15 protein-coding genes are annotated in these 18,125 nt (G+C 48.8%); 11 read left to right on the top strand and 4 right to left on the bottom strand.

Annotated features, from left to right (window positions below):
- Positions 1-48: 48 nt before the first annotated feature.
- The 3 genes from FHW36_RS24695 to FHW36_RS24685 are packed head-to-tail and all read left to right on the top strand — an operon-like array spanning position 49 to position 5,892.
- Positions 49-3,207 carry a SusC/RagA family TonB-linked outer membrane protein gene (locus tag FHW36_RS24695; protein WP_145673117.1) on the top strand — a complete coding sequence of 1,053 codons (3,159 nt, stop codon included), beginning with the start codon at positions 49-51 and terminating at the stop codon, positions 3,205-3,207.
- Between the two features lie 19 nt (positions 3,208-3,226).
- Positions 3,227-5,179, top strand: a complete 1,953-nt coding sequence (locus tag FHW36_RS24690; RefSeq protein WP_145673115.1) for a RagB/SusD family nutrient uptake outer membrane protein — start codon at positions 3,227-3,229, stop codon at positions 5,177-5,179.
- A gap of 11 nt (positions 5,180-5,190) precedes the next feature.
- The gene (locus tag FHW36_RS24685) at positions 5,191-5,892 is read left to right on the top strand and encodes a DUF3823 domain-containing protein (protein ID WP_145673113.1); all 702 of its coding nucleotides are present in this window, start codon (positions 5,191-5,193) and stop codon (positions 5,890-5,892) included.
- Positions 5,893-5,990: 98 nt separating this feature from the next.
- Here the strand turns inward: FHW36_RS24685 and FHW36_RS24680 are convergent, their stop codons facing one another.
- Positions 5,991-6,869, bottom strand: coding sequence for a LysR substrate-binding domain-containing protein (locus tag FHW36_RS24680; RefSeq protein WP_145673112.1), 879 nt, complete (start codon positions 6,867-6,869; stop codon positions 5,991-5,993).
- Between the two features lie 87 nt (positions 6,870-6,956).
- Between FHW36_RS24680 and FHW36_RS24675 the strand changes: the two genes are divergently transcribed.
- Both FHW36_RS24675 and FHW36_RS24670 read left to right on the top strand, forming a co-directional pair.
- Positions 6,957-7,343, top strand: coding sequence for a cupin domain-containing protein (locus tag FHW36_RS24675; protein ID WP_186452587.1), 387 nt, complete (start codon positions 6,957-6,959; stop codon positions 7,341-7,343).
- Between the two features lie 3 nt (positions 7,344-7,346).
- The gene (locus FHW36_RS24670) at positions 7,347-7,733 is read left to right on the top strand and encodes a tautomerase family protein (RefSeq protein WP_145673108.1); all 387 of its coding nucleotides are present in this window, start codon (positions 7,347-7,349) and stop codon (positions 7,731-7,733) included.
- Positions 7,734-7,777: 44 nt separating this feature from the next.
- Here FHW36_RS24670 and FHW36_RS24665 read toward each other — a convergent pair whose 3' ends face one another.
- On the bottom strand, positions 7,778-8,302 hold the full coding sequence (locus FHW36_RS24665; protein WP_145673107.1) for a dihydrofolate reductase family protein: 525 nt from the start codon (positions 8,300-8,302) through the stop codon (positions 7,778-7,780).
- A 187-nt stretch (positions 8,303-8,489) separates the two neighbouring features.
- On the opposite strand from FHW36_RS24665, the gene FHW36_RS24660 reads away from it, so the two are divergent.
- Positions 8,490-8,918: a hypothetical protein gene (locus FHW36_RS24660; protein WP_145673105.1), complete on the top strand. Its 429-nt coding sequence runs from the start codon at positions 8,490-8,492 to the stop codon at positions 8,916-8,918.
- 63 nt (positions 8,919-8,981) lie between these two features.
- Here FHW36_RS24660 and FHW36_RS24655 read toward each other — a convergent pair whose 3' ends face one another.
- Positions 8,982-9,827, bottom strand: a complete 846-nt coding sequence (locus tag FHW36_RS24655) for a helix-turn-helix domain-containing protein (protein WP_145673103.1) — start codon at positions 9,825-9,827, stop codon at positions 8,982-8,984.
- 47 nt (positions 9,828-9,874) lie between these two features.
- Here FHW36_RS24655 and FHW36_RS24650 point away from each other — a divergent pair, with 47 nt between their 5' ends.
- The 3 genes from FHW36_RS24650 (at position 9,875) to rpiA (ending at position 14,168) form a co-directional block, all read left to right on the top strand.
- Complete coding sequence (locus FHW36_RS24650) at positions 9,875-10,801, top strand: YihY/virulence factor BrkB family protein (protein ID WP_145673101.1); 927 nt, start codon at positions 9,875-9,877, stop codon at positions 10,799-10,801.
- A 99-nt stretch (positions 10,802-10,900) separates the two neighbouring features.
- On the top strand, positions 10,901-13,363 hold the full coding sequence (locus tag FHW36_RS24645; protein ID WP_145673099.1) for a glycosyl hydrolase family 95 catalytic domain-containing protein: 2,463 nt from the start codon (positions 10,901-10,903) through the stop codon (positions 13,361-13,363).
- A 103-nt stretch (positions 13,364-13,466) separates the two neighbouring features.
- A complete protein-coding gene (gene rpiA, locus FHW36_RS24640; RefSeq protein WP_145673098.1) occupies positions 13,467-14,168 on the top strand; it encodes a ribose 5-phosphate isomerase A in 702 nt (233 codons plus the stop codon).
- Here rpiA and FHW36_RS24635 read toward each other — a convergent pair.
- Positions 14,156-16,846 (bottom strand): alpha-L-rhamnosidase, encoded by a 2,691-nt coding sequence (locus FHW36_RS24635; protein WP_145673096.1) that lies wholly within the window; start codon positions 16,844-16,846, stop codon positions 14,156-14,158. The genes rpiA and FHW36_RS24635 overlap by 13 nt on opposite strands.
- 115 nt (positions 16,847-16,961) lie before the next feature.
- On the opposite strand from FHW36_RS24635, the gene FHW36_RS24630 reads away from it, so the two are divergent.
- Together FHW36_RS24630 and FHW36_RS24625 are read left to right on the top strand one after the other, a co-directional pair.
- Positions 16,962-17,129, top strand: coding sequence for a DUF1348 family protein (locus FHW36_RS24630; RefSeq protein WP_222429167.1), 168 nt, complete (start codon positions 16,962-16,964; stop codon positions 17,127-17,129).
- A 43-nt stretch (positions 17,130-17,172) separates the two neighbouring features.
- Entirely contained in the window at positions 17,173-18,075 is a 903-nt protein-coding gene (locus tag FHW36_RS24625) for a helix-turn-helix domain-containing protein (protein ID WP_145673095.1), read from the top strand.
- Positions 18,076-18,125 lie beyond the last annotated feature (50 nt).

The raw sequence follows: 18,125 nt of genomic DNA, 5'->3' as shown, positions 1-18,125 counted from the left end.
ACAGTTATGAAAAACTGATAATCCAATAAACCACACAAAAATAATGTTATGAAAAAGCGATTACGTATCCGCATTCCCATGCGGAGGGTAATACTGGCCGGGCTATGCCCGTTACTGTCGGTATTACTGCTCTTCTGCGCCCTTACGGGCCACGCTGCTCCGGCAGATATCATTGTTTCCGGTAAAGTAACAGATGACAAGGGCATGGCCCTGGTTGGCGTTACGGTAAGTGTAAAAGGCACGTCCAAAGGCACTTCCACCGATGCTAACGGTGCTTTCAGCCTGTCGGTGCCCGACAAAAATGCCATACTGGTTTTTTCTTACGTAGGTTACGTCAAACAGGAGATGCCCGCGGGCGACAAAAATGTACAGCATGTAAAACTGGAAACAGATAGTAAGGGATTAGGAGAAGTGATTGTGGTAGGATATGGTACCCAGAAAAAAGAATCAGTCACAGGCGCCATTTCCGGCGTTACCAGCAAAGACCTGGAGCGGGTACATGCGTCCACGGTGAGCGCTACACTGGCGGGTAAAATACCCGGCGTGAGTTTTCGTATGCCCGATGGCCGCCCCGGCGCCAGCGCCAATATCCAGGTGCGTAACTTCGGAAACGTATTGTATGTGATTGATGGTATCCAGAAGGATGCCGGTCAGTTTAACAACATCTCCCCCAATGACATTGAAAGTATTTCTGTGCTGAAAGACGCTTCCGCAGCCATCTACGGGGTGAGAGCGGCCAATGGCGTAGTGGTGGTTACCACTAAAAGAGGAAAGGCCGGTAGCAATACCATTAACGTAGACGCCTATACAGGGTGGCAAAACTGGTCGCGCTTCCCCAAAACAGTAAACGCCTACGAGTGGATGCTGGCCAAGGCCGACGCAGAAATGAATGCGGAGAACCCGCATACCGATATTACCCAGGCAGAACTGGACAAGTGGAAAGCCGGTACAGAAAAAGGCTACCGCAGCTTCGACTGGTATGATTTTATCATCAAAAAAAATGCGCCTCAGTATGCTGTAAACATAAATGCCACCGGGGGAACAGAAAATATTAACTACTATTTGTCCGTTACCCGCCTGGATCAGAAATCTGTGCTGGGCAGAGAGTTCGACTTCAACCGTACCAACATACAAAGTAATGTGGACGCCAAGGTTGCCAAACGGATCAAAGTAGGCGTACAGATCAACGGGCGTATTGAAGAAAGGGATAATCCCGGCGTACCTGGTGGCGATGACTACTGGGCTCCACGTTTCGCCTTATTCCGCAACCGCCCTACAGAGCGGCCTTACGCCAACGATAACCCACTTTACCCAAATGATATAGGTCATAATACAGAGAACTGGGCCGTGCAAACCAAAGCCATCTCCGGCTACTGGACGGAAGACTGGCGGGTGTTGCAAACCAACTTCAACGCCTCTTATGAAACACCTGTCAAAGGACTGACGCTGAAAGGTATGTACTCGTACTACTTTGCAGATAAGCTGATGAACGGACACGAATATACGTATGATACGTATACTTACCAGCCGCAAACAGATACCTACCTGCGTACCGGGGGAAGCTCCAATCCATGGCGGGAGAGGGGTACACACAAAGTATTGGAAAACGTAGTGCAGGGGCAAATTAACTATAACAATACTTTCGGCAGACATACCATCGGCGCTACCGTGGTGTCTGAGCGCATTAAGCGCCGGGAGCTGGATGTATGGGTACACGCAGTACCTAAAAGCAACCTGTTGCCATTGCTGCAGTTCTCCGATATGGACACCTATAACGACAAAGACTGGAGCGAGGCCCGCGTGGGTTATATTGGCCGCTTCAATTACGCTTTCAGCGATAAATATTTCTTGGAACTTGCCGGCCGTTACGACGGTTCCTGGAAGTTTTCGCCGGATAAAAGATGGGGTTTCTTCCCATCTGTTTCTGCCGGATGGCGACTAACAGAGGAACAGTTCTTCAAACGCTGGATGGGCGGAAGTGCTGTGCTGACAGAATTGAAACTCCGCGCTTCCTATGGTGAGCTGGGAGATGATGATATTGGTATTGGCGCGTATGACTATATGCCTGGTTATACTTACGGTACTTCTACCGTTATACTGGATGGTACCGTGATCAGGGGCTCCCGCGATAAGGGAGTGCCTAATAACCGTCTGTCGTGGTTTGTAAGTAAGATTGCGGACATAGGTATAGACTACCAGCTGTGGAATGGTAAAGTATATGGCTCTATCGACTGGTTTAACCGTAAGCGTTCCGGGCTGCGTGGCCGCAAGTACGATGTGCTGGTGCCCAGTGAAATTGGCTACAACCTGCCGGATGAAAACGTAAACAGCGATGCGCAGAAAGGAGGTGAGTTTTCCATTGCCTATACCTCCAATATCAGGAAGGTAAATTTTGTTGTAGGAGGTAACGTTTCTTATTCCAGGAGCCGTTTCCTGGAATCTTATAAGCCCGTGTGGGGTAACTCCTGGGATCATTACCGGAATTCCCAGGAAAACAGGTGGAACAATATTTACTGGGGGTATGAGGCCATCGGGCAGTTCCAGTCGCAGGAAGAAATCAGTAAGTATCCTGTTAACGTAGATGGCCAGGGAAATAAAACCCTGTTGCCCGGCGATATTATTTACAAAGACGTGAATGGTGATAATGTGATCGACGACCGGGATATGCGTCCTATTGGTTATCAAACCACCGGCAATCCTACCGTTAACTTCGGTTTTAACCTGGGCGTAAGATGGAATGGTTTCGACTTTGCAGCCGATTTCTCCGGTGGCGCAATGTATTCCTACAACCAGAACTGGGAAATGCGCTGGCCATTCCAGAATGGCGGTAACCTGCTTCGTCAGTTCTACGACGATCGCTGGCACCGCGAAGATCCTTTCGATGTGAACAGCAAATGGATCCCGGGAAAGAACCCTCCGTTGCGGTTTAACCGGGGCGACCACAGCAACTACAATAAGCCGTCTACTTTCTGGCTGCACAATGTGCGTTATGTAAGATTAAGAACATTGGAACTGGGGTATACGCTGCCACAGCATTTACTGGACAGGGTAAAAATCAAGAAGACCAGGGTATATGTAAATACCTATAACCTGTTTTCAATTGACAACGTGAAATCCCTGGGTATAGAACCTGAGATTGCAGATGAAAACGGGTTACAGTATCCACAGAATAAGTTGATCAACGTGGGCCTGAACCTTACTTTTTAAGTAATAAATATAATGAGTTATGAAAAAGAGTTTGCTATATATAGGACTGGTCGTACTCGCATTGAATGTAGGGTGTAATAAGGATAAAGAGTTCTTGGATGTACCACCTACAGATGTATTGCAGGACGAGCAGCTGTGGAACGATGAAGGGTTGATATTGTCAGTACTGGCCGATTTATACGATCGTTATCCCGATCGACAGACCGATTATAATAATTCTTCTATCCCTTCTATGGTAACACAGACCATTGATAATTGGGCGGAGTTTGCCCGCTTTGACGAAGCCTTCGCCTCTGAAAATGGCCAGTACTGGCGACATGGTGCCAGCGAGTATGACTATGTGTTTCCCGGTATGATGGTAAAGGACCGTGGTGAGATTACCTACTGGGACTATGCTTATATCCGCGAGCTGAATACATTTATTGCCAAATGCGCTACTTCCGTAAAGCTGAAGCAGGACGTAAAAGACCGCTTCATTGCAGAAGCGCGGTACCTGCGGGCGGTGGTGTATTTCGAAGAAGTGAAAAGACTGGGTGGTGTGCCATTGATCCTGGAGCCCTTGCAGTATGATTATAAAGGAGATCCTGCCTATCTACAGCATGCCAGGGCAAAGGAATCTGATATTTATGATTTTGTGCTTAGTGAGATGGATACCGTGAAGAAATACGTTCCGTCCAGCCCGATCAGCAAAACGCGTGTAACAGTAGGCCTGGCGCTGGCTACCAAAGTCAGGGCAGCCCTCTATGCCGCCTCCATTGCGAAGTATGGCGCTACCACACCGGAAGTGTCGCTGCCTGGCGGAGAGGTAGGTATTCCTGCTGCCAAAGCCAATTCCTACTATACGATTGCGCTGAAAACGGCCCAGGAGCTGATCAACAGTGGTAGTTATTCACTGTATAAGAAAAACAGTGATAACCTGACACAGAATTTTATCAGTCTCTTTATAGACAAAGGCGCTAATCCGGAAGTAATTTTTGCAAAGGATTACAAGCTGCAAAGTGGTAGGGTACAAGGATGGACGCTGTGGAGCCAGCCCCGCTCCAATGCAGAAGAGCAGCAAGGTGGGCGCCTCAATCCTTCGCTGAACCTGGTGCAGTCGTTCGAGCTGCTGGATAATACCTTTGCACCGTTACCCATTAATGCTCCCGGTGGTGGCTACAGGTACTACAGCGACCCGCAGGACCTGTTTGCCAATAGAGATCCGCGTTTAGCCGCTACAGTTATACTGCCCGGGTCATCCTTTAAAGATAAGCCGGTAGATATCTGGGCAGGATACATCCGTAATAACGGCAGCATCGTAACCGGGGATAACTTTGGCGCAAAAGGTAAGCTGGAGCCTAATGGACCAGACGTGCAGGTAGTAGGATATGATGGCCCGGTAAACAACCTGGAGTTCAGCGCCCAATCTGGTTTTATTGTCAGGAAGTACATGGATCCTACTGTAGGTTCGGGTCGTATCGGTACCCAGAGCGAAGTGTGGTGGATCCGTTATCGGTACGCAGAAGTATTGCTGAATGCCGCAGAAGCCGCATTTGAACTGGGACAGGCAGACGTTGCCGCCGGTTACATCAACCAGGTGAGGGGAAGAGCTGGATTTACTATTCCGCTTACACCCGGTGATATCACCTTTGGCCGCATTGTACATGAAAGGAAAGTAGAACTGGCCTTCGAAGGGCATGAGTTCTGGGATATGAAGCGCTGGCGCCTGGCCCATAAAGTATGGAATGGTGAAAGCGCAGCACTTACTGCCAACCCCGGTGATCCTGAAGCTATAAGTACCCGCGTATTTGCGTTATGGCCATATAAAGTGTATGATCCGGGAGGCCCGAATAATGGGAAATATATCTTTAAACAAGTATTACCCGGCGCGGTTACTTCGGCTCATAAATTCCGGATGGGAAATTACTACAGCTCCATAGGGGATGATATCCGGAATAATAACCCAAAAATAGTAAAGAATCCTAACCAATAAAACAAATAAAGATGAAGATAATAGTTAGAAGCATACTGTTTGTTGCGTTGGTAGCAGGTATTGCTTCCTGTAAGAAAGATAATTACCCGGCGCCGGCCAGCACCTTCAGCGGTAGATTGGTATACCAGGGGGAACCTGTGAATGTAAGCTACAATGATGTGTATTTTGAACTGTGGGAACCCGGCTGGGGAAAAAGTACGGCGATAAATGTGAATGTAAGCCAGGATGGTAGTTTTTCAGCATTACTGTTTAATGCCGGTTACAAACTGATTATTCCGGCTTCGCAGGGGCCATTCCGCTCCATACCCGATAAAGGAACAGGCACAGATACCATGTTGCTGAATGTTTCCGGCAATATAAAGCAGGACATAGAAGTAATGCCTTACTATATGATCCGTACGCCCAAATTCACCAACACCGGGCGTTCGCTGACCGCCACCTTCCGCATTGATAAGATTATTACCGATGCGAATGCCAGGAATGTGGAAAAAGTAGCGCTTTATGTTTGTAAGAACCAGTTTGTAGATGGACGTAACAGTATCAAGACCGTGGAGAAATCAGGATCGGCTATCACAGACCCGGCTAACGTAAGCCTGCAGCTGGATATACCAGATGTGGTGCCTGCGCAGAAATCAGTGTTTGCCCGTATCGGGTTAAAAGTAGCGGGGGTAGAAGACATGATTTTTTCAGGCGTGCAGGAGATAGTTTTGTAAAGCATAAAGCAGAAAGCGTAAAGCAAAAAGCTATTGTAGAGGATAACCTTAGCGGGTATGAAAATCGCTTTGATCATCCTCTACAATAGCTTTTTGCTTTACGCTTTCTGCTTTATGCTTATTGCTATTGTTTCATGCAGGATCTCTATCAATCTCTTTACCGCTTTTGAAGGCGATTTTTTGTAGGTAAGCATAAATACTTCCACATCCGGAAGGGAAGGCAGGCCGGAGGTACCGTTGAGTACGGTGCATCCCGTTGGCAGGCCCATGGCCGTGCGGATGGTAATGCCCAGTCCTGCCTGGGCAGCCGCCCACATACCAGCCAGGCTGCCGCTGGTGAGTGCAGGTCGCCAGGAGCGGTTTATTTTTTCGAGCGCATTGAGTCCTATTTTGCGAAAGAGGCAGGGTGCTTCAAATAAAAGTAAGGGAAGGGGATCCTGCCGGGTAATGGCGATATGCTGACTGCTGCCAATCCATTGGACAGGGAGTGAACCAATGGGGATAGCGTTTTCGGGTATTGTTTTTCCGAAGGAAATAATCACATCCAGCTTTCCACTTTCCAGTTGCTGGGCCAGGGGAGCCTGGCGGTCGATGGTTACTTCAATTTCCATATGAGGGTGTACGGCTGCAAAGCGTGCCAGTACAGTAGGTAACCCAGTTTCTGCAAAGTCGGCTGGTATGCCCAGCCGCACTTTGCCTGCAATCTGCGTAGCACTGAGGGCGGCCACGGCCTGCTGGTTGATATCGAGCAACTGCCTGGCATAGCCGAGCAGCAGGTCGCCGCTGGCTGTTAACTGCCAGCCCCGGCCCTGTTTAATAAACAGCTGATGCCCGGTTATTTCTTCCAGCCGCTGCATTTGCAGACTTACGGCCGATTGGGAGCGGGCTACCTGGTCGGCCGCCCTGGCAAAGCTGTTCAGGTCAACCGCCAGCACAAACGTGCGCAACAGATCCAGGTCCAGCAGATCGGTAGTCATAGTTTAATTTTATTAAAGTAACAGGTTAAATGTTTCAATATTGCAAATGTATGAAAGCTGCTTAAGTTTGTGATGAAATCATTTCCCATGAAAAAATTATTAGTAGCCATGGCCGTATTATCAGCGGGAGCCGCTGCCGCACAAACTGCCCCTGTGCGTAAGCAGCTATTGCAGCAAGACTTACCCGCTTTCCCCGTAGAAGAAGTAAGAATGGACCAGATCACCCTGGCGCCTGGGCAGGGCGCTCCCGTGCATCATCATCCAGGGGAAGTATACGGCTATATAGTATCAGGCGGAATCATCTACCAGCCTGCCGGAGCGGCGGCTGTTCTGTTACATGCCGGCGATGCCTTCCGCGAAATAGCGGGACAAGAGATTACACAATTTAAAAATGCATATGCCGATCAACCGGCTTCTTTTGTAGCTGTTTACCTGTTGAAAAAAGGTCAGCCTCCTATCATCATTAAAAAATAAAATATGCCTTTCGTACAGATCTATGTGGGAGCCCATCTCTCTCCGGCCAATAAAAAAGATATTTCCATGGCCATACACCAGGGCCTCATGACGCATTTCCTCATCCCGGAAAAAGATTATTTCCAGGTGATTCATGTGATGCAACCGGAAGATTTGTTGTATCCCGACAGCTATTTTGATGTGCCCCATTCGAACAACCTCATTTACATACGGATTACAGCCCGCTCAGGCAGAACCGTGGAAATGAAACAGGCGCTTTATAAAAGTATTGCCAGCCGCATTGCAGCTACTACGCCGGTGAGCGAAAATGATGTGGTGATTATATTAGTGGAGAACGAATTGCCCGATTGGTCATTTGGACAAGGAGTGGCACAGATGGTGGGAAGATAATGGTATACGCTGTGAGGATGCCCGTATCCTCACAGCGTATACGGTTATTTTTTGTAGTGTAGTTCCAGCACGCCGCTGCTGTATGGTTTGGCTGCTGTAAACTGGAAAACCTTTTCCATCGGAATACCACCGAAAGCAGGAATGCCATCGCCCAATACAATAGGAATAACATGCAGGATCATTTCATCAATAAGATTTTCTGCCAACAATGCCCCATTCAACTGCCCGCCGCCTGCCAGCCATATGTCCTTACCCGTTCCGGCTTTTAGCTCCCGTACAAAGTCGATGATATTTTCGCTGACAAATGTTACATAAGGTGCAGTACTCAGGCTCCGATCTCTTGTAAAAACATAATTGGTTTTTTCTGTGTAAGGAAAATCGCCCATCGCCAGAATGTCTTTATAGGTAGTATGACCAATCAGCGTGGTATCGATCGTTGCAAAGAAATCTGCGTAACCATAATCAGTACCTTCCGGATTAGGAAACCCCAGCAGCCAGTCAATTTTTCCTGCTTTGTCGGCCACAAATCCATCCAGGCTCATCGCCGTGTAAACTTTTACTTGCTTCATCTTTTTTTATACAAAGGTGGAGATAAGTGAGGGTTTAAAATTGTACAAAATTTCCCGTTATCGATGCTGAAAAATCACATTGATAAATTATCGTATAAAATAATAGTGCGATAAAAAATATCTGTTAAGATTCAAGCGGGACGTTTGTTTAGGTGGTAATTTCGGCGCACTAAATTTTCTGAAATATATGGAAACACAAGCTTTACTGGAGATTTTGGGAAAATTTGATATAGTTAATGAAGGTTTACTATTTATAGGCAATTCTCTCGAGGGAGTTAACAAGCGGCTGGATACTATTGAGGTACGCCTGGATGTAATCGATAAGCGCCTGGACGTTATTGATGCACGACTGGATGCTGTCGATGTTCGTCTCGATGCTATCGACGTTCGCCTGGAAGGCATTGATGTTCGCCTCGACGCCATGGATGTCCGTTTGGATACCATGGATAAGCGTTTCGACGCTATGGACATCCGGATGGATACGATGGAAGAAAAGTTTGAACGCCGGTTTGACCAGGTGGATGCCCGCCTGGAGTCAATAGCGTACGACATTAAAAAAATTGCGGAGTGGGTGCCGTTCAGAACACTGCCGTTAAACTTTATCAGCAAAAGCTGATGGTGATTGTTTGTCTGAACCCGGTCGAATGGTAAACAACCCTGCTGCTTACAGCGGGGTTTTTTATGAGAGGAAAATGGTATTGGGCATCTTATCGTGTATTTGTTGCTGCTTTACCGCCTTCCGGAAGGCTGACGGCGTAATGCCTGCAAATGTTTTAAACACCCGGATAAAATGTGCCTGGTCATAAAATCCATTATCATAGGCAATATCTGTCAGCGGCCTGTTGGGGTGTGCAGCTATCTGTGCTACCGCGGTATTGACCAGCCCAAGGTGCGTATATTTTTTGGGCGCCATTCCCAATATGGTATTACAGGTATGGATATATTTTTTGGAAGAAATCAGTTTATCTGAAATGTTGGATTTGATATGCCCTTTCTGCAATGTGAATGGCGTTTGCAGAGCCATCACTTCTTCGGGAATTGATTGAGGCCGCGCCTTTTTGAGCAGGAATTTTTCCATAATCAGCAGCTTGTCTGCCGGTGTTAGCACGGTGTCCAGCTCCTGTAACAATGTAAGCGCGGATGCGCCCCAGATATCAGGCAGGGAGAGCGGGCGTTCCTGTAGGGCGGCGGCCGACAGGCCACATAGACGGTACAGCCCAAAAGGTTTCAACATGATGCCCAGGGCTTTATATTTTCCCTGTGCATGAGTGGTGATGGGCCCTGGCAATACAGCAGATGCCATTCCCTGTTGGTCGTAATGTAGTTGTTGCTGCGGACCAGTAACGGCAAAATGGTCACCGAAATTGATGATCAGTTCCTGGTGTAGAAAAGGGATGGTATAGCAATGTAGTTTAATAGCCGGCGCCTCATGATACCAGAGGTAGTCTATGGCTTCTATGAGTTCATTTTGCGGTATGTGTATGTATGCATCCATCGGGGCAAAGATACGATTTGTCGATCGCATGGCGAGGGTAGGAAATTAATCAGTAAATTGAGCCTTAATTGCCTGGCATGGAAACCGTTACAAAGGAAAGAATATTACCTCGCTGGCAGCTGTTGCTGCTGTCTTTCAAGGATGCATATCAATCGCTCCAGGCAAATGATCCGTTGAGAATGGCGGGTGCAACGGCCTTTTTTACCACTTTTGCCCTGCCTGCTATCCTTATTATCATTATACAATTACTGCGGGTAATATTCCGGATCCAGCACCCGGGGAAACGGTTAATGGCACAGCTGGAAGGCATATTTGGCGTGGAAACAACGGAAGCCATCTTGCAAACGCTGCGTGCCTTCAGGAGCATTGCGCAAAACTGGATCATTGCTATTGCAGGATTTCTTTTCTTACTTTTTGTGGCCACCACTTTGTTTAAAATAATAAAGAGCTCCCTCAATGAGCTGTGGCGGGTACGCCCCTCGCAAAAAGTAGGCTTTGGCCGCATGATGTTATCCCGCCTGAAAGGGGCGCTGGTGATCGTTTTTGCAGGCATCCTGTTTATCATTGACCTGGTAGCGGAAACTGCCAGAGCCTTCCTGGGGAAATATATTGATGAATATATACCGGCATTAGGTGTTTACTACAATAGTGCCCTGAACTATGTGATATCGGTGCTCGTGGTGATGATCTGGTTTTTCCTGGTGTTTTATTTCCTGCCCGATGGCCGTCCGCGATGGAGAGTAGGCCTCACCGGCGCTTTTGTAACGAGCATTTTATTCAACATAGGTAAAGCCGTGTTGAAAGTGATGCTCACGTATAGCAGTATCAATAGCATTTACGGGGCTTCCGCATCGATGGTGCTGTTGTTGCTGTTTATGTTTTATTCTTCCCTGATATTTTATTACGGCGCTTGTTTTACGGATGCCTGGGGCTCCCGTACTGCACGTCCGGTTGTGCCCCTCCATTACGCTAACCGGTATGCACTGACGGATACTGCTGATTAGCCCCGGGCCACCGGTATAAAAGCTATACAGAATTCGCAATTATTAAGCGGGAATTCGCAATCCTTTTGATGGCTGTTTTTTTTATATATTTTGTAAGACATGAACTGCAAGATATATTCCACATTACAGGCAGCCTTGTTGTTGGGCGCACTCACCTTATCCGCACAATCCGATGTTACCGTTCGTTTCGATGAACCCGCCAGCCATTTTACGGCGGCTGCTCCTTTAGGGAATGGGCGTATGGGAGCCATGGTATTTGGTAATACCAATAGGGAGAGAATTGTACTCAATGAAATATCCATGTGGTCCGGTGGCATACAGGACGCCGACAGTAAAGAAGCGGGCCAGTACCTGCACCAGATCCAGCAGTTGCTGTTGGAAGGGAAAAATATTGAAGCGCAGAAAATGCTGCAGCAATATTTTATCTGTGCCGGTCCCGGCTCTGGTAGCGGCAATGGCGCCAATGTGAAGTTCGGTTGCTATCAAACCCTGGGCGATTTATTTATCCAGTGGAAAGACACGGTATCAGCAGTAACTGGTTATCAACGTACACTGAAACTGGATAGTGCTATCAATATCCTTACCTGGAAAAAGGCCGGGGTCACTTATAAAGAAGAAGTGCTGGTATCTGCCCCCCAGCGGGTGATCGCTATCCGGCTGGTAGCCGATAAACCCGGCAGCCTGTCTTTCAGCACGGGCTTATATCGCCGGGAACGTGCCAGCATACGCCTGGTAAATGGTGCACTGGAAATGACAGGTACCCTGAATGGCGGCCATGATGATGCTGGCGTACAATATGCGGCTGTATTGAAAGTAATTTCGAGCGGCGGTACCCGCACGCAAATTAAAGACCAGGTAACGATCAACGGCGCCAATGAATGTATCCTGCTGGTGGCCGCACATACCAATATGAACTGGCCCAACGTAGAGAAACCCGGACCAGCGCCGCTTGCGGCTACCGTGAAGGATATCGCCAAAGCCGCTACGGTGGCCTGGCCTGCGTTGCTGCAATCGCATGTAAAAGACTATACTGCGTTGTTTAACCGCTGCCAGGTTGCCTTTACCGATAATAGTAACAATGAGGTAAAAGACCTGTCGACCGTTGCCCGTTTACAACGCTTGCAACAGGGACAAAAAGACGCTTCCCTGATGTCGTTGTATTTCAATTTTGGCCGCTACCTGTTGATCAGCTCTTCCCGCAAAGGTGGGATGCCTGCCAATTTACAAGGCCTGTGGGCGGAAGAATACCAGACCCCCTGGAATGGCGACTACCACCTCGATATCAACGTGGAAATGAACTACTGGCCGGCAGAGGTAACGAACCTGTCGGATTGCCATCAGCCGCTGTTTACGTTAACGAAGCAGATGGCCGACTATGGCCGCCGTACCGCACGCCGTTACTACAATGCCAAAGGCTGGGTAGCACACGTGATTGCTAACCCCTGGGGCTATACGTCGCCGGGTGAGGGGGCTGGCTGGGGATCTACGGCCAACGGAGGCGCCTGGGTGGCTACTCATCTCTGGAAACATTACCAGTACACGAACGATAAACAATTCCTGAAAGAAGTATACCCAATACTGAAAGGCGTAGGGGAGTTTTATAAAGATGTGCTCATTACAGAGCCTTCCCATCAATGGTTGGTAACAGCGCCTTCCAATTCTCCCGAGAATACCTACGTACTTCCGGACGGCCGCACCGGCGAAACCTGTATGGGCCCTACTATGGACATGCAGATTTGCCGTGATGTATTGGGCGCCGCAGTAGCAGCGGCCCGCATCCTGCAAACAGATAAGGCCTGGGCCGACAGCCTGCAACATATCGTGTCGCGCCTGGCGCCGAACCAGGTCAGCCCCACTACGGGAGGTGTACAGGAATGGCTGCAGGACTATAAGGAGGCCGACCCGCACCACCGCCACGTATCACCGTTATATGGCCTGTATCCTTACGATGAAATTACGCCCTGGGATACGCCGGAAATGGCGGCAGCAGCGAAGCGAACATTGCAGACGAGAGGTGATGCCGGTACCGGTTGGTCCCGCGCCTGGAAAGTGGCTTTCTGGGCCCGCCTGGGCGATGGTAACCATGCCTATAAAATGCTGAAAGAGCTATGGGCGCCTGCCGCTGCCGGGAGCGAAATCAAAATGAATTCCGGTGCCGGTACTTATGACAACCTGTTTTGCGCACACCCGCCTTTCCAGATCGATGGCAACTTTGGCGCCACAGCAGGTATCGCAGAAATGCTGCTGCAAAGCCATGGCGTGGATAACATTATCCGCTTCCTTCCGGCATTGCCATCAGATGAACAGTTTGCCACCGGGAAAGTGAAAGGCCTGAAAGCCGTGAACGGTTTTGTGGTAGATTTCACCTGGCAACACCAACAGGTGCAAACGGTTAATGTGCTTTCCGGTACAGGTGCCACCTGTCGGTTATTACTGCCAGCATCAGCCGTGGTAAAGGATCGTAGCGGGGCTGTAGTACCCCACCAGTACAAAAACGGCGTGCTGCATTTTAATACAACAAAAGGAATGAGCTACGAGATTAGCATAAGGCAGCAAGCATAAAGCGAAAAGTAAAAAGCTATTTTAGCGAATGATTAAAGCGTATATTTAAGCATTCGCTAAAATAGCTTTTTACTTTTCGCTTTAAGCCTTCAGCTTTAAAAATATGGAAGACCTGAAACAAGTGGCTGCCAGGGCAGCATTAGATTTTATAAAACCCGGACAGGTAATAGGCGTGGGTGCGGGGAGTACCATGGCACACCTGGTAAATTACCTGAAAGAAGACGCTACCCGGTGGAAGCATATTACTACGGTTACTTCTTCCTTTAATACCCGGCAGCTCCTGCTGGAAAATGGCTTTACGGTAAAGCCGATCAGTGAGGTATCCCAACTGGATATTTATTTTGATGGCTGCGATCAATTTGACCAGCATCTCAACGCATTGAAAAGTGGCGGTGGTATACATACCCATGAAAAGCTGCTGGCAGCGATGGCGGATAAGTTTGTTTTGGTGGGAGATGGCAGCAAATATGTAGCCCAGCTATATACGACGTTCCCGGTAGTGATAGAACTGATACCGGAATCGCTGCCTTTTGTGATGCGGCGGATCCGTGATTTGTTTTCACTGGCCAACCCGGTACTCCGCCTCAGCAATAAAAAAGATGGGGCTGTGATTTCTGAAAATGGCAATTTGCTCATCGATATCTGGTTCCGTTCTTTCCCGCCATTAGACAGCCTAAACCAGCGGTTAAAAGACATTCCGGGTATACTCGAAACGTCTCTTTTTTACCAGATGGCCCAGGTGGCCATCATTGCGGGAAAGAATGGGGTGGAAATTATCCGCAGGGATCCCGCCTACTTAATCTGAAACTCCCAGGTGCCTGCACTCACCTGGTAGCGCGCTCCTTTAGGGGTAGCTACGGTACTTACCACCTTGTTTTGCTGATATATTTTTTGTTGAGGAGAGAGATGAAAGAATAAGTCTCCATGGCTGTTGGCAGGTATGGTAACGGTATAGCTAATTATGCTGCCGTTCCTTTTCCAGGCGGAAACAATGCGACCATAGGGACTTTCATGGGTGGCTTCAAAATGGTCCAGTCCATCTACAAACTGCGGCGATAGCAGGATGTTCCTGAATCCGGGTGCTGTTTCGTCTGGTTTAATGCCGGCAATGCCTTTATACAACCAGGCGCCAATTTCCCCAAACATAATATGGTTGCGCGACAGGTCGGAGGCCGCGTGTATATCCCAGTTTTCGTACAGGGTGGTAGCGCCGTTCATGATCCACCAGCCCCAGGAAGGAAAGGTGCGTTGTGCGGCCAGCTTGTAGGCCACATCGGCATAGCCGTTTTCGCTGAGTGCATTCAGGATGCTTTTGGTGCCCAGCAGGCCTACATCGAGGTGAAAGTGATCGTCGGCTACGCGTTGTGCCAATTGCGCGGCCACCTTGCTTTTCATGGCATCAGGCACCAGTCCCCAATAAAGTGCTGCGCTTTGCTCCGTTTGTACACCCTCGCCGTAAATGCCCGTATCCGTATGCAGGTATTTGGCATTAAAAGCTGCTTTTATTTTATCGGCCAATGCCTGGTAGCGGGTGTAGTCGGCTGTTTTACCAAAGAGTTTCGCCGCCTTGGCGAGTATCAGCGCGTCGGCATAATAGTAGGCCGTAGAAGTGAATTCCACGGGTGTTTTTGACTTTACAGGCACCCAGTCGCCCAATCCCCAGGTGGTGAGGCCGGAGGGACTGATATCGGTGATATGGTCCACATAACGGCGCATCGATTCATAGGAAGCCGACAGCAGCGTAGTATCGCCGTAAAAAAGGTAAATATTCCAGGGAATAATGGCGATGGTGCTCGTCCAGTCCGGGCCGTTGCCCCATTCGTACCCCCAGCCGCCGGTGGGAATGATAGAAGGCAGTACGCCGTTGGGTTGTTGTTCATCCCGGTGGTCGGCCAGCCATTTTTCGTAGATGGTAATGCCGTCGAAGTTATAGAGACCGGTTTCTATGGCAATTTGTGCATCGCCGGTCCACCCATTTTTTTCCCGTTGCGGGCAGTCAGTCGGATAGCCAAATAAGTTGGAGAGATAGGCGTTATTGGTGGCCCACCACAATTTATTGATCATGGTATCGCTGCCGTTTACCTGGCCTGCCGGGGGCACATCGCTGTGCATAAAGTAGCCGGTAAGGCTTTCTCTGGTCAGTTTTACCGGCTGGCTGCTGGTCACTTCCACATACTGAAATCCTTTATAGTTGAAATGCGGCATAAAGGTTTCTTCGCCTTTGCCATTCAGTGTATAGATATCTGTTTGAAAAGGATCCGTGTTATCGGTAGGGCGGTAATGTACAACGATATTGGAGAGATCAACGAATCCATTTTTATCCAGTTGTTCGCCGTGTTTCAGCCGGAGTACCGTGCCGGGTGCGCCGCTTACGCGTATCTTACTTACGCCGGCAATGTTCCTGCCCAGGTCAAATACCCAGGTGCTATCGTTCATTTGGTTCACACTGACAGCCGGGATTTCTTCCACATTGGTAATGGGATAAAGTTGCTGCGACACAATGTTTTTGGAAGGCGCTGCCCGGAAGATTACGTTGTGCCATTGCTGGTCGTTGAACGACGGTGTGGTCCATCCTGGCTGTTCCAGGCGGGCGTCGTAATGTTCGGCGGTGTAAATGCTGTTGAATACGATGGGGCCGGTGGCTGTTTTCCAGTCCTTCCCGGTGGAGATGGTGGCGGTGCTGCCATCGGTATAGGTAATGCGCAGGTCCATGCAGAAAGCGGGCCTGCCGCGCCAGGGGGCTTCATGGAAGTTCCATACAGCGGTTGACTGGTGGTTATACCATCCGTTGCCGAGGGTTACACCGATGGCGTTTTGTCCGGGTTGCAGGAGGGAAGTAACATCGTAGGTAACGTAGAGGGTACGACGGTCGAAGCGGGTGTACATAGGATCGAGGCGATGGTTACCTGCCTTTTGTCCGTTGATATACAGTTCGTACAGTCCTGCTACAGCGATGTAGGCACGGGCCGATTGAATCGGTTTGCCAGCTGTAAAAACTTTCCGGAAGTTGGGTGCCGGCTTGGTATGTATGTTAACGCCATCGCTGATCCAGGCGCCTTTCCAGTTGCTGCTGCTGAGCATGCCGGTTTCAAACCAGGAGCGGGTGGCGGGCGATTGCTTTCCGTCTTTGTCCCACACTTCCACGCTCCAGTAGTACCGGGTAAATGGTTGCAGGGCCGGTCCGGTGTAAGCTGTTAGTATATCGGCCTTATTCATTTTGCCGGACGTCCAGATGGGATGTGCATCCAGGGCGATGGAGTCAGTGCTTACTTTTACCAGGTAGGCGGTTTGCCGCGCTGCTGCGCGATTATCGGCCAGTTGCCACGACAGGCGGGGATGTGCGGCATCTATACCGAGTGGCGTAAACAGGTGTTCGCATTGTAACCGGGTAGCGGCGCAGGGTGGCTGTGGATTGGCAGCCGCCGTCAAAAATGATAGTACAGCAATAAGTATTTGTAAGGAGTGCCTGAATGTGGAATGCATGTTTTGTGATAATTTGATACATCTGATGCGAGGCAAGATAATATATGACGCTCTTTTTTTGTGAATTTTATGAAAGACAGATCGATCTGTATTTAATCACTAAAAAATATACATCATGGAAAAGAGATTTCCTTTGCCTCCGTTCACAGAGGAAACTGTCCGTCAGTACGGTAACGAATTATGGGAATTTGACGAAAACGGGCTGATGCTGCGTAGACTGGCTTCTATTAACGATGTGGCGATTAACAGCAATGAACGCAGACTGGCTGAAAAAGAAAGCTAACCTCCCTATGCTCCAGGGTGTTTGAATTTTGTAACTTCGTGATATGAATAAAACAGAAACCTTACAGGAATTTTACCAGCATAAATTCAATGCGGTGCCCGACCGCCTGCAACAGGACCTGGGTCACTTCAACGTATTCCGGCTGGAAGACTGTATCGTAAACGGAGCCGTCACCGTTAAATACAGTCGCCGTGATTTTTATAAAGTGAGCCTGGTACGTGGACATAACCTGTATCATTACGCCGACAAAACCATAGAAATGAACGGCAGTGCCCTGATCTTTTGCAACCCGCAGGTACCTTATGCCTGGGAGTCGTTGTCGGGCGATAACAATGGCTATTTCTGCATATTTAAGGAGTCTTTTTTTACCGGCGTTATGAGAGGCAATATTCATGAATTACCGATGATGGCGCCCGGGGGTATTCCTTCCTATCTTTTAAACAAAGAACAGGATAAAGAAGTCTCGCAGTTGTTTAAAAAGATGTTGGGAGAAATTAACAGCGACTATGTATTAAAATACGACCTGCTGCGAAATTACCTCACAGAGATCATGCACTATGCCTTGAAAATGCAGCCTTCAGAATTCGTGCATCAGCATACCGATGCCAAAACCCGTATCACATCGGTATTTAATGAGCTGCTGGAACGACAGTTCCCGATCGAATCGCCGGGGCAACGTTTTTTGATGAGGTCGGCCAACGACTTCGCAAAACAGCTGTCGGTTCACGTTAACCACCTGAACCGGGCAATACGTGATACCACCGGTAAAACCACCACCGCACACATTGCGGAGCGGCTCACCACCGAAGCTAAGGCCCTGCTGAAGCATACCGACTGGAACATATCGGAAATCAGCTACGCCCTGGGATTTGAGGAACCCGCGCATTTCAATAACTTCTTTAAGAAACATACCCAGCTCACCCCGGGTGCTTTCAGGGATGTTTGAATTTTGCAATGATTGGTTTGAACCGCGTAACAACGGATAGTCGTTCCTGT

The organism is Chitinophaga polysaccharea, assembly GCF_007829335.1.
Taxonomy (GTDB): domain Bacteria; phylum Bacteroidota; class Bacteroidia; order Chitinophagales; family Chitinophagaceae; genus Chitinophaga; species Chitinophaga polysaccharea_B.
This window is presented reverse-complemented; position numbering and strand designations above follow the sequence as displayed.

What these genes read in the sequence shown, in the direction of transcription:
- rpiA (WP_145673098.1), top strand. Translation starts at nt 13,467, where the DNA reads ATGGAAGACCTGAAACAAGTGGCTGCCAGGGCAGCATTAGATTTTATA.
- FHW36_RS24660 (WP_145673105.1), top strand. Translation starts at nt 8,490, where the DNA reads ATGGAAACACAAGCTTTACTGGAGATTTTGGGAAAATTTGATATAGTT.
- FHW36_RS24630 (WP_222429167.1), top strand. Translation starts at nt 16,962, where the DNA reads ATGGAAAAGAGATTTCCTTTGCCTCCGTTCACAGAGGAAACTGTCCGT.
- FHW36_RS24665 (WP_145673107.1), bottom strand. Translation starts at nt 8,302, where the DNA reads ATGAAGCAAGTAAAAGTTTACACGGCGATGAGCCTGGATGGATTTGTG.
- FHW36_RS24695 (WP_145673117.1), top strand. Translation starts at nt 49, where the DNA reads ATGAAAAAGCGATTACGTATCCGCATTCCCATGCGGAGGGTAATACTG.
- FHW36_RS24680 (WP_145673112.1), bottom strand. Translation starts at nt 6,869, where the DNA reads ATGACTACCGATCTGCTGGACCTGGATCTGTTGCGCACGTTTGTGCTG.
- FHW36_RS24645 (WP_145673099.1), top strand. Translation starts at nt 10,901, where the DNA reads ATGAACTGCAAGATATATTCCACATTACAGGCAGCCTTGTTGTTGGGC.
- FHW36_RS24635 (WP_145673096.1), bottom strand. Translation starts at nt 16,846, where the DNA reads ATGCATTCCACATTCAGGCACTCCTTACAAATACTTATTGCTGTACTA.
- FHW36_RS24690 (WP_145673115.1), top strand. Translation starts at nt 3,227, where the DNA reads ATGAAAAAGAGTTTGCTATATATAGGACTGGTCGTACTCGCATTGAAT.
- FHW36_RS24655 (WP_145673103.1), bottom strand. Translation starts at nt 9,827, where the DNA reads ATGCGATCGACAAATCGTATCTTTGCCCCGATGGATGCATACATACAC.
- FHW36_RS24650 (WP_145673101.1), top strand. Translation starts at nt 9,875, where the DNA reads ATGGAAACCGTTACAAAGGAAAGAATATTACCTCGCTGGCAGCTGTTG.
- FHW36_RS24625 (WP_145673095.1), top strand. Translation starts at nt 17,173, where the DNA reads ATGAATAAAACAGAAACCTTACAGGAATTTTACCAGCATAAATTCAAT.
- FHW36_RS24685 (WP_145673113.1), top strand. Translation starts at nt 5,191, where the DNA reads ATGAAGATAATAGTTAGAAGCATACTGTTTGTTGCGTTGGTAGCAGGT.
- FHW36_RS24670 (WP_145673108.1), top strand. Translation starts at nt 7,347, where the DNA reads ATGCCTTTCGTACAGATCTATGTGGGAGCCCATCTCTCTCCGGCCAAT.
- FHW36_RS24675 (WP_186452587.1), top strand. Translation starts at nt 6,957, where the DNA reads ATGAAAAAATTATTAGTAGCCATGGCCGTATTATCAGCGGGAGCCGCT.